The organism is Intrasporangium sp., assembly GCF_035688975.1.
In the GTDB taxonomy this organism is placed as follows: domain Bacteria; phylum Actinomycetota; class Actinomycetes; order Actinomycetales; family Dermatophilaceae; genus CALMNV01.
The window spans coordinates 26,259-40,231 of record NZ_DASSMH010000048.1; the positions used below are offsets into that span (position 1 = coordinate 26,259).

Below are 13,973 nucleotides of genomic sequence, written 5' to 3' on the forward strand. Positions count from 1 at the left end.
TCAGCGCTCGCCCGTGAGCACGGCCCCGTCCGGGACCCGCTCGACGCCCTCGACCACCACGTCGCCCACACAGGTCACGTCTGCACCGAAGGTCACGTCGCCCGGCACGCGCAGGCTCGTGCACCGGCACATCGACGGCACCCCCTGGGGGAACCGGGCCTCGAAGTCGGGCACGAGGCGGTAGGCGTCCGACAGGTCGACGAACGGCTCGCGCCCGGGGCGAGCCGCCAGGATGTGGTGCCCCTCGTCGAAGCCGAAGAAGTCGGACCGCGTGAGCAGCAGGTCGTTGGTCGTCTTGACCGGCCGGAAGCGGGTCCTCGGCACGAGCAGCGCCTCGGACCCCTCGAAGACCTCGATCGCGGTCCCCATCCCCGACTCGATCTGGATGACCTCCGGGGAGTCGCGCCGGGTGGGGTCGACGGTCTTGCGGTTGACGATGATGGGCAGCCCGAGGACGCCACCGCTCGCGCGCAGCCTGTCGCGCAGGACGTCGAGGTTGATCCACAGGTTGTTCGCGTGAAAGGTGCTGTGCCGGGTGATGTCCTGGAAGTGGCGCTCGTCGCCCCCGGCCACCATCGCCAGGTCGCGCAGCACGAGCCGGCCGTCGCTCTTGCGGACGGCGAGGTGCCCGCCCTTGCGGTCGCTGGGCGTGCGTTCGCAGACCTCGGCGACGTAGGGCAGGTCGTGGTCGACCATCCACGCCGCGACGTCGGGGTCGCAGGTGGCCCCGAGGTTGTCGGAGTTGGAGATGAAGGCGAAGCGGATGCCCTTGGCGATGAGGGCGTCCAGCACCCCGGAGGTCGACAACGCGACGAACACGTCGCCGTGGCCCGGCGGGCACCACTCGAGCTCGGGGTCCTCCGGCCAGTCGATCGGCCGCAGGGTCTCGACGCACAGCTTCGGCTCGGCGTTCTGGAGGAACTCCAGCGGTATGCCGTCCACGGGGAGCGTGGGATAGGCGGCGAGGATCTTGAGCGTCTCCTCCGACGTGCGGAAGGAGTTCATCATCACGAGCGGCACGTCGACCGACCAGCGCTCGCGCAGCCCGAGCACCTGCTGGGCGATGACGTCGAGGAAGGTCAGGCCGTCCTTGACCTCGAGGGCGGACTTGGCGCCGTTCATGCCCATGCTCGTGCCGAGGCCGCCGTTGAGCTTGATGACGGCGGTGAGCGAGAGGGCGTGCCGGGCGGCCTCGTCGGAGACGTCCATCTCCCCCAGGGCCCTGATCTCCCCGAGCGGCTCGATGGAGTCCTCCGGGATGGTGCCGAGCGCGCCCTCCTCGAGCTGGCGGTAGTAGTGCTCGAAGACGCGGATGGCCTCCGCACCCAGGCCGCGGCCGCGCATGCGTTCGACGGAGGCCCGCAGACCCTCTTCACTCATGGGGATCACCCTACGATGGGGGCCGTGTGCAGGATGTCCGATTCCCGTGACTAGGGCCCGCGGCGGGGAAGCCGCCAAACGTGATCTGCGTCACGCCGCGCGGGCGCGCCGGGCCCGTCTCACGGCCGGCCTCGACCGTGACGCCGCGGGGCGCGCCATCGTTGACGCCGTGCTCCCGCTCGTCCCGGACCGGGGCCGGGTGGCGGTCTACGAGTCGCTGCCGACCGAGCCGCCCACAGGCCCGCTCATCGAGGCGCTCCTGGCCGCGGGCCACGAGGTCATCGTGCCGGTCACCCTCGCTGACTACTCGCTCGACTGGCGGTATGCCGCCGCCGGCGCGGTCGGCGACGCGGCCACGCTGACCCGCCACGCGCCGGGGGACGTGACCGGCACCTTGGGGCCGGAGGCGCTCGCGTCCTGCTCCCTGGTCGTGACGCCGGGACTGGCCGTCGACCGGCACGGCGTGCGCCTCGGCCAGGGTGGGGGCTGCTACGACCGGGCGCTCGCGCACCGGGACCCTGCCGTGCCCGTCATCACGCTGCTGCACGAGGGCGAGGCGAGCGACGTCGACCTGCCCTGCGACCACCACGACCAGCTCGTCGACGGCTATGCCACGACGACCGGTCGCCTGGTGCGCCTCACGGAGCGGCCGACGCCACGGGACTGAGCGTCAGCCGCTCCTCCCCCGCCGCCTCGGCGGCAGGCCGCGTGAACCGCCAGGGGAAGGTCTCGTTGGCGGCCCAGGCGTCGACCTGGTCGGCGTAGTGCCGGCTGTAGGGGTGGCCGCTCTGGCCCGTCGAGTTGACCCACCGCGACGCGTCGAGGTTGGACAGGTCGACGACCATCCGCATGGAGGGTCCCGCGACGACGTCGTATCCGGGCGCGGACGCGTTCCACGCGTTGGCGTCGACGATCGAGTTGCCGCCCCCGAGCTCGATGCCGCCGCGGTCGAAGACGTCGCGGACGAGCTGGGGCCACTGGTCGGACCCCATCACCGGGTGCTTGAGGTCCAGCTGGTGCAGTCGGCCCCAACGCCACGTGGCGGGCACCTTGCCGAGTTTGCGGGCGAGGTCGAGGCGGGCCTCGACGAGGGCGCGCTTGAGGATCTCGCCCGACCCCTCGGTGACGCCGGGTGTCGTCTTGTCGTCCCACCAGTCGTTATTGGGGTCCTTGAGCAGCTGCTCCATGACGATCATCCAGCGGCTGCCGCCGTCGGGCCCCATGTCCGGAGGCAGCTCGTCGAAGGTGTAGGTGAGCAGGTACTTCCACACGGCGTTGTAGTAGGCCGCGGACGCCGAGTCGCGTGACTTGTCGCCCGGCTGCTGGCCGTCCCAGTCGCGCAGCAGGCGCTGGGCCTGGGCGGTGAAGTCGTCGACCTGGACGCCGAGCAGGCGCTCGACGAGGACCGGGGCGAAGACGTTGCGGGTGTCACCCTGGATCTGGCTCATCTGCTCCGGCGACACCTTGGGCGTGGCCTCGAGCAGGCTGCGGATCCGCTGGGCTCGGAAGCCGTAGTCCCACTCCGAGGTCAGGAAGGGCGTCGGGCTCGCGGTCACGGCCTGGTTGGCCGCCACGATCATGCCGTCGCTCGGGTCCTTGACCCACGGCAGCTGGTCGTAAGGGACGAAACCGGTCCAGTCCCACTGGCTGTCCCAGCCCGGAGCGGGCCAGAAACCCGGCGCCGCGTCGGGGGTGGCCGATCGCCGGATGGGGATGAGCCCCGGCGCCTGATAGCCGATGTGGCCCTCGGTGTCGGCATAGACGATGTTCTGCGCCGGCACGGAGAACAGCGTCGCGGCCCGACGGAAGTCGTCCCAGCCGCGGGCCTTGTCGAGGGCGAAGATGGCGTCGGCCGCCGTGGTCGGCCGCAGCGCCGTCCAGGCCAGCGACACGGCATACCGGTTGCCCTGCGGCGCGCCACGGATGACGGACCGGTCTCCCGCCTCGGTGATGGCGGCGTCCTCGTCGGAGAGGATCGGACCGTGGACGGTGCTGCGGACCGTCATCGACACGTTGGACCCGCCCGCGACCTTGATCGTCTCGAGCCGGGACTCCAGGGGCACCTGGCGGCCGTCGCGCAGGTACGTCGCGCCGGTGACCTGCTCGAGGTAGAAGTCCGTGACGTCGGGGCCGAGGTTGCTAAAGCCCCACGCGATGGTCTCGTTGTGGCCGATGACGACGCCCGGCAGCCCCGCGAAGGAGAAGCCGGACACCCGGAACGGGCAGGACGTCGTCACCGTGCGGCACTGGAGGTTGACCTGGGTCCACTCGCTCGGCATGCCGAGGGCGAGGTGCGGGTCGTTGGCCAGCAGCGGCTTGCCGGTCGTCGTGCGGGAGCCGGCCACCACCCACGAGTTGGAGCCGATGCCGGAGCCGCGCCCGAGCAGCGCGGGCACGGCCTCGAGGGCCGCGGAGGCATGGTCGAGCGCGGCCTGGGGCCGGGCGCCGCGCAGGGCGGCCGGCACGGCGGAGGCGCCCTGGGTCGGGGCCGCCCCCGGCTTCCAGTCGTCGGGGCCGAGGATCGGCGAGTTGCGGCTCAGCGGGTAGGGCGGGTAGAGCACGCCGATCTGCCGGACCGGCATGCGGCGGGACAGCCGCGCCCGGGTCAGCTCGTCGCGGTAGTCCCCACGCAGGCTCCAGGCCAGGGACTTCAGCCAGGCGAGGGAGTCCACCGGCGTCCAGCTCTCCACCCGGTAGCCGGGGTTGGTGCGGTCGAGCAGGGTGTACTCGAGCGAGAGGTCCGACGGGGAGTGCGCGGTGCGGAGGTAGGCGTTGACGCCGTCGGCGTAGGCCTGCAGGTACTGCCGCGTCTCCGGGGCGAGCCTGGGCAGCTCCTGCTCGGCGACCCGGCGCCAGCCCATGGTGCGGACCACCCGGTCGGTGGCCAGGGCCGACTCGCCGACGAGCTCGGCCAGCCGCCCCGCGGTGACGTGCCGTCGCAGGTCCATCTGGAAGAAGCGGTCCTGCGCGCTGAGAAAGCCCTGCGCCCGGAAGAGGTCGCCGGCGTTGTCCGCGAGGATGGTGGGCACGCCCTGCGCGTCGCGCACGACGCTGACCGAGCTGGTGAAGCCCTCGACGTGCAGCTCCCCCGCGGTCTGCGGGAAGGGCCGGCGCACCGTGGAGATGGCGAGGATGCCGACCGCGACGACGGCGAGCACGACGAGCACGGTGACGGACAACCCGACGCGGCGGGCCAGCTTCAACCGGGACACGGACCGAGACTAGGCCACCGCCCGGACACAGCCCGTGCACGCCGTCGCTCCAGCGGGAGGGCGTGCCGTGCGGGGTGGTTGGATTGGGCCCATCCGACCGTGCAGGAGCCGCCCGTGACCGCACTCGCGTCCGCCGCCCCTCGCGAGATGACTCTCGAGGACCTGACGCGTGTGCTGCTCGTCGGTTCCCTCGTCATGCTCGTCGCGGTGGCGGCCGTGCGGCTGTCGGTGCGGTCCGGCCTGCCCTCGCTCCTGATCTACCTCGGCATCGGGGTCGCCCTCGGCAACGCCGGCGCCGGGATCGAGTTCGACTCCGCCGCCGTGACCCAGATCCTCGGGTATGCCGCGCTCGTGCTCATCCTCGCCGAGGGCGGGCTCACGACGTCGTGGCGCACCATCCGCAGGTCGGTCGCCCCCGCGGCCGTCCTCTCCACCGTCGGGGTCGTCGTGTCCGTCCTCGTCGTGGCGGTGGCGGCGCACCTGCTGCTGCCCCTGTCGTGGACCATCGCGATGCTCATCGGGGCCATCGTGACCTCGACGGACGCCGCGGCCGTGTTCGCCGTCCTGCGGGAGGTGCCGCTGCCCCGTCGGCTGTCGGGCATGCTCGAGGCCGAGGCCGGCTTCAACGACGCGCCGGTGGTCATCCTCGTCGTCGCGTTCGCCGCACAGGCCGCGCCGGGAGGTGGCCAGGACGCGTGGTACGTCCTCGCGTGGCACGCCGGGGTCGAGCTCGCCGGGGGACTGGCCGTCGGGCTCACCGTCGGCTGGCTCGGCGGGATCCTCCTGCGCCGCGTCGCCGGAGCGTCGTCCGCCCTCTTCTCCATCGGGGTCGTCGCGCTCACCGTCCTTGCGTATGCCGTGGGCTCCGCCCTGCACCTCTCCGGCTTCCTCGCGACCTACCTCGCCGCCCTCGTCCTCGGCAACATGAGCCTGCCGCACCGCGTGGCGGTCCAGTCGTTCGCCACCGCCCTGGGGTGGATCGCGCAGATCGGGCTCTTCGTGCTGCTCGGTCTGCTCGCCGACCCCTTCCGCCTCGGCGACCAGATCGTCGCGGCCGTGGTCATCGGGCTGGTCCTGCTCCTCGTCGCCCGGCCCCTCTCGGTCGTCGTGTCGACCGTCTGGTTCGGCCTGTCGTGGCGGGAGCAGGCCTTCCTGTCGTGGGCTGGACTGCGCGGAGCCGTGCCCGTCGTGCTCGCCACGGTCCCGCTCACGGCCGGCACGCCCGACACCGGGTGGATCTTCGACCTCGTCTTCATGCTCGTGGTGGTCTTCACCCTCGTGCAGGCGCCCACGCTCGGCTGGGTGGCCCGGCGCCTGCGCGTCACCGAGTGGGTGACGGCCGTCGACGTCGACCTCGAGGCCGTGCCGCTGGTGGAGATCGGGGCCTCCGTGCTGCAGGTGACGGTGGGAGCCGACTCGCGCCTGCACGGCGTGGCCGTCTTCGAGCTCCGGCTCCCCAGAGGAGCCAACGTCACCTTGATCGTGCGCGAGGGCGAGGGCTTCGTCCCCGCCCCGCACACGACGCTGCGGCATGGCGACAAGCTGCTCGTCGTGGCCACCTCGCGCGTGCGGGCCCGGACGGAGCAGCGCATCCGGGCCGTCTCCGCGGGCGGGCGCCTCGCCGGCTGGTCGTAGAATCGCCCCGATCCGTCGCCCAGCGACCCTCCTCCGACGATCCGAGGTCTTGGACAGCCGTGCCCACCTATTCCTACGCGTGCAGGGCCTGTGGCCACGCCTTCGACATCCGCCAGTCCTTCTCGGACGACCCGCTCACCGAGTGCCCCGACTGCTCCCAGCCGACGCTGCGCAAGGTGATCCACCCGGTCGGCATCACGTTCAAGGGGTCCGGCTTCTACAAGACCGACTCGAGGACGGGCGGCAAGCCGGCCGCGCCCGCCGCTGCCGGAGCCGAGGCCGGCGCCGCCGCGGGGGGCTCCGGGTCCGCCGCCGGGTCGGATGGCTCGTCCGGAGCCGGCACCTCGGGCTCGGGCACCTCGGGCTCGGGCACGTCGGGCTCCGGCTCGGCGGGCTCCGGCTCGGCGGCTGGGACGTCGACCTCGGGCGCGTCCTCCACAGGCTCCTGAGCCCAGCTCGTCGCCGTCCCCAGCCGGGTCGGAAGGCCGGAGGCGGTCGCCCGGCACGGGCCTAGGCTCGGGCCATGACCTCCCAGGCACCGGCCTCCCTGGCACCCGCTTCCCCTCGCGCCGACCTCGCCGAGATCGGCGTCATCGGCGGCTCGGGGCTCTACGAGTTCCTCGAGGGCGCCCGTCCGGTCGAGGTCGACACACCCTTCGGCCGGCCGAGCGACCCACCCGTCGTCGGCGAGGTCGCGGGCCGCCGGGTCGCCTTCGTCGCCCGCCACGGCAAGGGGCACCGGTTCCCGCCCCACCGGGTCAACTACCGGGCCAACCTCTGGGCCCTGCGGTCGCTCGGCGTCCGCCAGGTCCTGGCGCCCTGCGCCGTCGGGTCGCTGCGCCCCGAGCACGGACCCGGGACGGTGGTCGTGCCCGACCAGGTCGTCGACCGCACGTGGGGACGGCCCGCGACGTTCTACGAGGACGAGGGCCCGGTCGTCCACGTCTCGTTCGCCGACCCCTTCTGCCCTCACGGCCGCCGCGTGGCCGTGGACGCAGCCCGGTCGTCCCCGCTGCCCGTCGTCCCGGAGGGGACCCTCGTCGTGGTCAACGGACCCCGCTTCTCCTCGCGTGCCGAGTCGGTGCTGCACCAGCAGGCGGGCTGCACCATCGTCGGCATGACGACGATGCCCGAGGCTGCGCTCGCCCGTGAGCTCGCCCTGTGCTTCACGAGCATCGCCGTGGTCACCGACCACGACGCCGGCGTCGAGGGGGGCACGGCGGTCACCCACGAGGAGGTGCTGCGGGTCTTCGCCCGCACCGTCGCAACGCTCAAGGGCATCCTCACGGACTCGATCGCTCGGCTGCCGGCCCGGGTCGCGGACGACGAGGCGACGTGTCCCTGCCGGCGCAGCCTCGACGGCATCGAGCTGCCGACCGCCCTGCCGTGAGCGCCGTCACCGACCCCGTGGGCCCGCCGTCATGACGACCCGCCCACCCACCCGTCCGGCGTGCCCGACATGAGGTCGCTGGCGGCTCGACGCGGGCGTCGCCGGCGGTCTCTGTCCGGCGGCGGCCCCGGGCGGCTGTCCGCGCGGCGCCGCCAGGCCCGCCGGGACCGGGTGAGACGGTGGTCTGCGGCGCTCCTGCTGGCGCTCGCGGCCCTCGTCGCGGTCTCCGCTCTCAGCCCGGCGCCGGGCACGCCGACGGGGTTGCCGACCCTCGTGGCGGCTCGGGACCTGCCCGCAGGCGCGGTCGTCACGAGGGACGATCTCGTCCTCGACGAGCGCCCCGCCGAGCAACGGCCGACCACCGCGCTCACGGCATACGAGCCAGCGCTCGGCCGGCGCACGGCTGCCCCGATCGCGGCGCGCGACCCCGTGACGCCGGAGCGGCTCGCCGGGGCGGGGCAGCTGCTCGGGCAGCCTCCCGGCACGGTGGCGCTGACCCTGCCCGTGCTGCCCGCAGGGACGGCCGGCGTGGCGCCGGGCAGCCACGTCGACCTCTATGCCACCGGATCGGGGGCACGCACCGTCACCGACGCGGTGGTGCTCGCCGTCCACGAGCCGGCCCTCTCTGGCCTGGGTGACGACGGGGGCGCGAGCGTGACGCTGGCAGTGCCCAGCGCGGGCGCGGACCGGATCGCGGCCTCGCTGTCCGCGCTGCAGGCGGGTGAGAGCCACCTCCTGGCGGTTCGCCGGTGAGGCCGTGTGGCGTGCGGCGGGCCGCCGGGCTCCGGAGCCCGGACCAGAGTCCGGCGCTGTACGCTCCCACCGCCGGACTCGGTCGCCACCCGCGCGCGACGCGGCGCGCCCCGACTCCCGGGGCGTTCTCGACCGAGGACGCACCATGGACCACCGACCGGGCACCGACCCACCGCGCACCGACCGGACAGGCACCGACCGGACACGCACCGACCGCAGGGAGGCAGTACGCATGCTCAAGGGATTCAAGGAGTTCGTCCTGCGGGGCAACGTCGTCGACCTCGCGGTCGCCGTCGTCATCGGGACCGCCTTCGCCCGCGTCGTGACCGCTCTCGTCACCGTCATCCTGGACCTGCTGGGCAAGATCGGCGGCACGCCGAACTTCTCCGCGTGGCAGCCCGGCGGCGTCCACCTCGGGGACTTCCTCACCGCCCTCGTCAGCTTCCTCATCGTCGCGGCGGCGGTCTACCTCGCGGTCGTCGTGCCGATGAACGCGCTTGCCGCCCGGCGGGCCAAGGGTCAGGAACCGCAGCCGGAGGCGCCGTCGCAAGAAGTCCTGCTGCTCACGGAGATCCGCGACGCGCTGCGGGCCCGCTGACCTCTCGAGCGAGGCGGCGGGACGGCCCACGCAGGGCTGCCCAGCTCGGACAGGCGCGGGAGAAGGGGCGGACGCTTGCGCTCCGCCCCTTCTCCGACCCTGCCCCACTGTCCTTCGAGGCTACTGCTCGCCCTCGCCGAAAGCGAGGGGGCGCGCGTGATCGCCCAACACCGCGGCCAGCGCGAGCGAGCGCCGCGCCTCCTCGTGCCGGCCCTGTCGCTGGAGGGTCCGGCCGAGCACGAGGTGCACGTAGCCGTCGGTGGGCACCTCCTCGGCGAGCTCGCGCAGCACCTCCTCGGCCCGTCCGAGCTGGGCCGAGCGGAAGTAGGCGCGGGCGAGGAGCAGGCGCAGGTCGGTCGTGCCGTGCATGACGTCGCTGCGTTTCGCCTCCTCGACCAGCTGCGCGAGCGCGGTGGCCGCCGCGTGGTGGTCGCCGCGGTCGTAGAGGCCCTGCGCCCAGGCATAGCGCAGCGAGAACGGGCTCCCCTCGACGTTCATGCCTACGGAAACGCGCGCACCGGACGGCTCATTCCGGCCTTCGCGCTGCCATTGGGCCGTGGTCGCCGGGCCAAGGCTCACTCGTAGTGCGGTGGGCGCTGCTCCTCGAGCCAGCGGTCCCGCTCGCGCGAGTCGGGGCCCGTCTGCCCCCACCCGGTGTCGGGGTCATCCGAGCCGTATGCCGTGCCCGCGGCTTCGGCGGCGCCACCCGTGCCACTGGTGCCCCCCGTCCCACCGGTGCCCCCCGGACCCTCGGTGACCGCCGCACCGTCGGCGGTCCCCCGGCGGAACACTCGACGCCGCTTGCGCCGGCCCTGGTCCGCCCCCTCCGCCTGCTCCACACCGTCCGCCGGGTCCGCCGCGTCCGCCGCGCGGTCCGGGGACCCGGCTTCGCCAGAGACGGCAGCCTCGACCACGGGCACGACCCCGCCGTCGTGGGCGACCTTGAGGATCCGGGCGATCTCGCGGGCGGGATCACGGAAGAGGTCGGTGCTCCACACGCGGACGTGCTTCCAGCCGAGGCGCCGCAGCTGCTCCGGGCGCAACCGGTCCCGGTCGCGCGTGCTGCGCAGGGCGGCATACGACGGGCCGTCGGTCTCGACGGCAACGAGCGGGCGCCCCCGGTGGTAGGGGTCCTCGACGACCACGTCGATGCGCTGTCCGGAGCTGCCGAAGCTCTCGTGGACGACGAGGCCCTCCCGGCGCAGCCGCTCGGCGAGGTCGTGCCGCAGGGGGTCGGCCACCGCGCCCGGCCGTCCCCCGGTCGCGGCGTGCTCGGCCCGCGGGAGCGCGGTCCCGCCGGACTCGGCATAGGCCAGGAAGTCGCGCAGCAGCAGGGCGCCGCGGGCCTTCAGCCGCTCGGGGTCGAGATCCGTGGACCGCAGCGCCGACACGACGGTCATCCGGACCCGGGCGCGAGTGACGGCGACGTTGAGGCGCCGCTCGCCGCCCTCGATGTTGAGCGGCCCGAAGCGGTGCAGCACGCGGCCGTGCGGCGTCTTGCCATAGCCGATGGACAGGATGACCGCGTCGCGCTCGTCGCCCTGGACGCGCTCGAGGTTCTTGATGAAGAAGGGCTCGTCGCGGTCCTCGGCGAAGAAGCCCGCGACGTCGGGGGCGTCCCGGAGGGCGGCGCGCACCGCCTCCTCCAGCCGGTCGGCGTGGGTGATGCCGAGCGCGATGACGCCGAGCGACTCGTGGGGACGGGTCCGGGCGTGCTCGAGGACGAGCTCGACGACGCGGGCGACCTCGCTCTCCGTCGTCTCGATGGTGTCGACGCCCGGCTGGACCACCGCCTGGCCCTCGACCGGCTCGAAGGCCAGTGCCGAGCCGGCGCCCGAGCCGACGCCCGTGCCGGGGAAGGTCGTGAGCGAGCCGTCGTAGACGGCCTCGTTGGAGAAGGCGATGAGCCGCTCGTCGCGCGACCGGTAGTGCCAGGAGAGGCGCCGCGTCGGCAGCGCGGCCGCGAGGACGTCGAGGACGGACTCGAAGCCCTCGGTGAGCGCCTCGCCCGCGCCGTCGCCGTCGGACGCCACGGTGAAGAAGTTCGTCGGCGGCAGCTGCCGCTCGTCCCCGGCCACGACGACCTGGCGCCCGCGGGAGATGGCCGAGATCGCCTGCGCCGGCTGCACCTGCGAGGCCTCGTCGAAGATGACGACGTCGAACCACCGGCCGGGCGGCAGCGTCGAGGCGACGACGAGCGGGCTCATCGCCCAGCACGGCCGGATCGCGGTGAGCGCGGCCGCGGTCTCGGGCAGGAGCTCTCGAAGCGCCCGGTGCCGTCGCGCCTTGCCCGCCTCGACCCGGACGAGGGCCTCCTGCGCCGGGTGGTCGGCGAGGACCTCCCGGACGTTTCGCGCGACGGCGCCGCGCACCCGCGCGACGGTGGCGGCCAGGTGGGCATGGTCGGCCGAGACGTACTCCTCGGCCGCGCGGCGCAGGCCGGGGCCGTCGTGGGCGCCGTAGCGCGGGTCGCGCACGGTGATCTCCCGGGCCAGGGAGGCCCACCACACGTGCTCGACCTCGGCCGGGACGAGCTCGGTGGGCACTCCTCGGGCGGCGAGGTCGGGAATGAGCTCACCGAGGCCGGCCTCGCGCACCTCGTCGAGCGTGCCCGTCACCTGGGGCAGCACGGCGAGCCGGTCGGGGCGCGCCGCGAGGGCCGCGAGGCGGGCGCGCAGGTCGGCGAGCGGCAGGTCGAGGAAGTCGGCGCCCCCAGCCGTGGGAGCCAGACGTGCCGCGAGCCAGTCGAGCTCGGTGGTGACGTCGTGCAGCAGGTCGAGCCCTTCGTCGAGCCGGGCCGAGATCTCGGGCCGGCCGCCGCCACCGACGAGCCGGAACCAGTGGCTGCGCTGCTCGCTCGCGGACACGAGCTCCTCGTGCAGGTGGGCGGGCGGGCGGCCGGGGCGCAGGAGGCGCTTGGTCTGCCGCTTGACCTTCCAGCGGGTCAGCCAGCCCATCTGTATGCCGTGCTCCTGGCGCCACGCCGCCGTGGCGGTGGCCGCGATCGGCTCGGTGAGCGGGACGTCGAAGACCTCCGGGCGGAAGACCTCGAGGGTGTCCCGCACGCGTGCCATCACGTCGAAGGCCGTGACCCAGTCGCGGACCGACGTGGCCTGGGGCACGTGGGAGTCGGCCATGATGGCGTTGAGCCGGTCGCCCACGTCCGGCAGGCCGCTGGTGCTGAGGCGCGTGGTCAGCTCGAGGGCCTGGGACGCCTCCTCGGCGGTGAGGACGCGGGCGCCGAACCACGGGTCGTCGCCCTCCGGCGTCCACGCCCCCAGCCCGGCCGCGTCGCGCAGCCGGCGGCCGAGCTCCACGACCCGGGCCCGGGTCAGCCGGTCGATGACAGGCGCTCCCAGGCGGACGGAGGAGATGGGGGGCGGGGTCCGGCTCGCGAGCTCCACCATCGCCTCCTGGACCTCGTGCGCGGAGACGCCCCAGGGCTCGCGCGTCTGGTGCAGCGCCTCGACGTGCTCCACGAGCCGCCGGCGCCGGTCCCGCAGCACGGCGGCCGCGTCGTCGCCGGCGGGCGGCACGTGCCCGAGGGCCACGTCGAGGCTGCGCGCGAACTGGGCCGCCATGGCCCGCCGGTTGACTGCGCCGTCGTAGGCGTCGAGGACGAGGTCGCCGAGGCCGCACCGCTCGAGTCGGCCGAGCACGGCGTCGATGGCGGCACGCTTCTCCGCGACGAAGAGGGCCGACTTGCCCTCGGCCGCGAGCGCGGCGATGAGGTTGGCGATGGTCTGCGACTTGCCGGTCCCCGGGGGGCCGTTGATGACGAGGTGGGCGCCGGCGCGGACGGCGTCGATGGCCGCCTGCTGGGACGAGTCGGCGTCGAGGACGAGGTGCTCGTGCTCGGGATCCGCGTCGGGCGGGCTCTCCGGCAGGCGCATGCGCACGGCCGCCAGCGCCGCCTCGTCGCCGGCGAGCGCCGCGACGACGTCGTGGTCGGCGAGCGCGTCACCCTGCGCGGTGAGGTCGGCGACCATCGGCAGCTTGGCGTAGGAGAAGGTGCCGAGGACGAGCCGGGGCGCGACCGAGAAGTCGGGCACGTGCGCGCAGTCCCGGGCGAGGGCGGCATACACCGGATAAGGGTCGAACTTGCCCCCCGCCGTCGCCCGGTCCGCGAGCTCGTCGCCGTCGAGGTCGAGGCCCTGCTCGGACCGGAGATACTCGCGCAGGACCGGGTTGAACTCGACCTCGGGTCCGAGGTCGAGCTCGAAGTCCTCCTGGGCCGCGCCGGTGGGGCGCAGGACGCAGGGGCGCAGCAGCACGGGGGCGGCCGGTGGCCGGGCCGCCCGCGGCACGCTCCACGTGGCCATGCCCACCGCGACGAACCCGGCGGCGATGCCGCGCTCCTCACGCAGCTCGACGGCCTTGGCGCGGATCGCGCGGGCCCGTCGCCGGGCCTCGGTGAGCGCCACCGGCTCGCGGACGAGGTCGGACAGGCGCGTCCGGCGGCCCGCGAGGAGCATCGAGACGCCGCCGGGGTGCGCGGTCGTGAGGTCGAGGGTGCCCGAGGGCAGGTCGCGATACCACAGCAGGGTGTTGCGTCCACCGAGGTCGACCAGGGCGCGCTGCCAGCTCCGGACCGCCGTCGCCACGCGCTCCACCCGAGGGTCGCGCACCGTCTCCGGTCCGGCGGAGTCGGAGCCGGGAAGGGGTGCGTCAGTCACCGCAGCAGGCTACAAGGTCGGCCCCTCGGCCGATGAGGGCCGCACGTAGCGCAGGAAGAGGAAGCCGTCGCGCTCGAGCACCGTCTCCAGGCGCTGGGGATGCAGCGACGGCAGCGACGGGCCCGCGGTGATCCGCGACCCCTCGCCGCAGGCGACGAGCGGGGAGATCGCCAGGCACAGCTCGTCGACGAGGTCCGTGGCGTAGAGGTCGGCCAGCAGGTGCGGGCCGCCCTCGGAGAGCATGCGCGGCAGGCCGCGCTCGAGCAGCTGGTCCGTCGCCACGCCGAGGTCCACGGTCCGCTCGCCGGCGATGAGCACGTCGGCGACCC

General features: G+C 74.1%; 11 protein-coding genes. 6 read left to right on the forward strand and 5 right to left on the reverse strand.

The window, feature by feature from the left end; genetic code table 11:
- On the reverse strand, nt 1–1,380 hold the full coding sequence (locus VFJ94_RS04815; protein WP_325003055.1) for a UTP--glucose-1-phosphate uridylyltransferase: 1,380 nt from the start codon (nt 1,378–1,380) through the stop codon (nt 1–3).
- A gap of 46 nt (nt 1,381–1,426) precedes the next feature.
- Here VFJ94_RS04815 and VFJ94_RS04820 point away from each other — a divergent pair, with 46 nt between their 5' ends.
- Nucleotides 1,427–2,047 (forward strand): 5-formyltetrahydrofolate cyclo-ligase, encoded by a 621-nt coding sequence (locus VFJ94_RS04820; protein WP_325003056.1) that lies wholly within the window; start codon nt 1,427–1,429, stop codon nt 2,045–2,047.
- On the opposite strand, the gene VFJ94_RS04825 is transcribed toward VFJ94_RS04820, so the two are convergent.
- Nucleotides 2,019–4,592, reverse strand: a complete 2,574-nt coding sequence (locus VFJ94_RS04825) for a penicillin acylase family protein (protein ID WP_325003057.1) — start codon at nt 4,590–4,592, stop codon at nt 2,019–2,021. The two genes, VFJ94_RS04820 and VFJ94_RS04825, sit on opposite strands and share 29 nt — an antisense overlap.
- 147 nt (nt 4,593–4,739) lie before the next feature.
- On the opposite strand from VFJ94_RS04825, the gene VFJ94_RS04830 reads away from it, so the two are divergent.
- The 5 genes from VFJ94_RS04830 to mscL all read left to right on the forward strand — a co-directional run bounded on the left by VFJ94_RS04830 (nt 4,740) and on the right by mscL (nt 8,968).
- Nucleotides 4,740–6,227 (forward strand): potassium/proton antiporter, encoded by a 1,488-nt coding sequence (locus tag VFJ94_RS04830; protein WP_414654563.1) that lies wholly within the window; start codon nt 4,740–4,742, stop codon nt 6,225–6,227.
- Nucleotides 6,228–6,286: 59 nt separating this feature from the next.
- Nucleotides 6,287–6,676: an FmdB family zinc ribbon protein gene (locus VFJ94_RS04835; RefSeq protein ID WP_325003059.1), complete on the forward strand. Its 390-nt coding sequence runs from the start codon at nt 6,287–6,289 to the stop codon at nt 6,674–6,676.
- Nucleotides 6,677–6,750: 74 nt separating this feature from the next.
- Nucleotides 6,751–7,617, forward strand: coding sequence for an S-methyl-5'-thioadenosine phosphorylase (locus VFJ94_RS04840; RefSeq protein ID WP_325003060.1), 867 nt, complete (start codon nt 6,751–6,753; stop codon nt 7,615–7,617).
- Between the two features lie 171 nt (nt 7,618–7,788).
- Nucleotides 7,789–8,370: an SAF domain-containing protein gene (locus VFJ94_RS04845; RefSeq protein ID WP_325003061.1), complete on the forward strand. Its 582-nt coding sequence runs from the start codon at nt 7,789–7,791 to the stop codon at nt 8,368–8,370.
- Between the two features lie 232 nt (nt 8,371–8,602).
- Nucleotides 8,603–8,968 carry a large conductance mechanosensitive channel protein MscL gene (gene mscL / locus VFJ94_RS04850; protein WP_325003062.1) on the forward strand — a complete coding sequence of 122 codons (366 nt, stop codon included), beginning with the start codon at nt 8,603–8,605 and terminating at the stop codon, nt 8,966–8,968.
- Nucleotides 8,969–9,088: 120 nt separating this feature from the next.
- On the opposite strand, the gene VFJ94_RS04855 is transcribed toward mscL, so the two are convergent.
- The 3 genes from VFJ94_RS04855 to VFJ94_RS04865 form a co-directional block, all read right to left on the reverse strand.
- The gene (locus VFJ94_RS04855) at nt 9,089–9,466 is read right to left on the reverse strand and encodes a tetratricopeptide repeat protein (protein ID WP_325003063.1); all 378 of its coding nucleotides are present in this window, start codon (nt 9,464–9,466) and stop codon (nt 9,089–9,091) included.
- 77 nt (nt 9,467–9,543) lie between these two features.
- Nucleotides 9,544–13,644 carry an AAA domain-containing protein gene (locus VFJ94_RS04860; protein ID WP_325003064.1) on the reverse strand — a complete coding sequence of 1,367 codons (4,101 nt, stop codon included), beginning with the start codon at nt 13,642–13,644 and terminating at the stop codon, nt 9,544–9,546.
- 9 nt (nt 13,645–13,653) lie between these two features.
- Nucleotides 13,654–13,973: dihydrofolate reductase family protein (locus tag VFJ94_RS04865; protein WP_325003065.1), on the reverse strand; the 320-nt coding region annotated here is incomplete at its 5' end.

Coding starts and splice junctions, on each gene's coding strand:
- VFJ94_RS04815 (WP_325003055.1), bottom strand. CDS start 1,380: ATGAGTGAAGAGGGTCTGCGGGCCTCCGTCGAACGCATGCGCGGCCGC.
- VFJ94_RS04840 (WP_325003060.1), top strand. CDS start 6,751: ATGACCTCCCAGGCACCGGCCTCCCTGGCACCCGCTTCCCCTCGCGCC.
- VFJ94_RS04855 (WP_325003063.1), bottom strand. CDS start 9,466: ATGAACGTCGAGGGGAGCCCGTTCTCGCTGCGCTATGCCTGGGCGCAG.
- VFJ94_RS04830 (WP_414654563.1), top strand. CDS start 4,740: ATGACTCTCGAGGACCTGACGCGTGTGCTGCTCGTCGGTTCCCTCGTC.
- mscL (WP_325003062.1), top strand. CDS start 8,603: ATGCTCAAGGGATTCAAGGAGTTCGTCCTGCGGGGCAACGTCGTCGAC.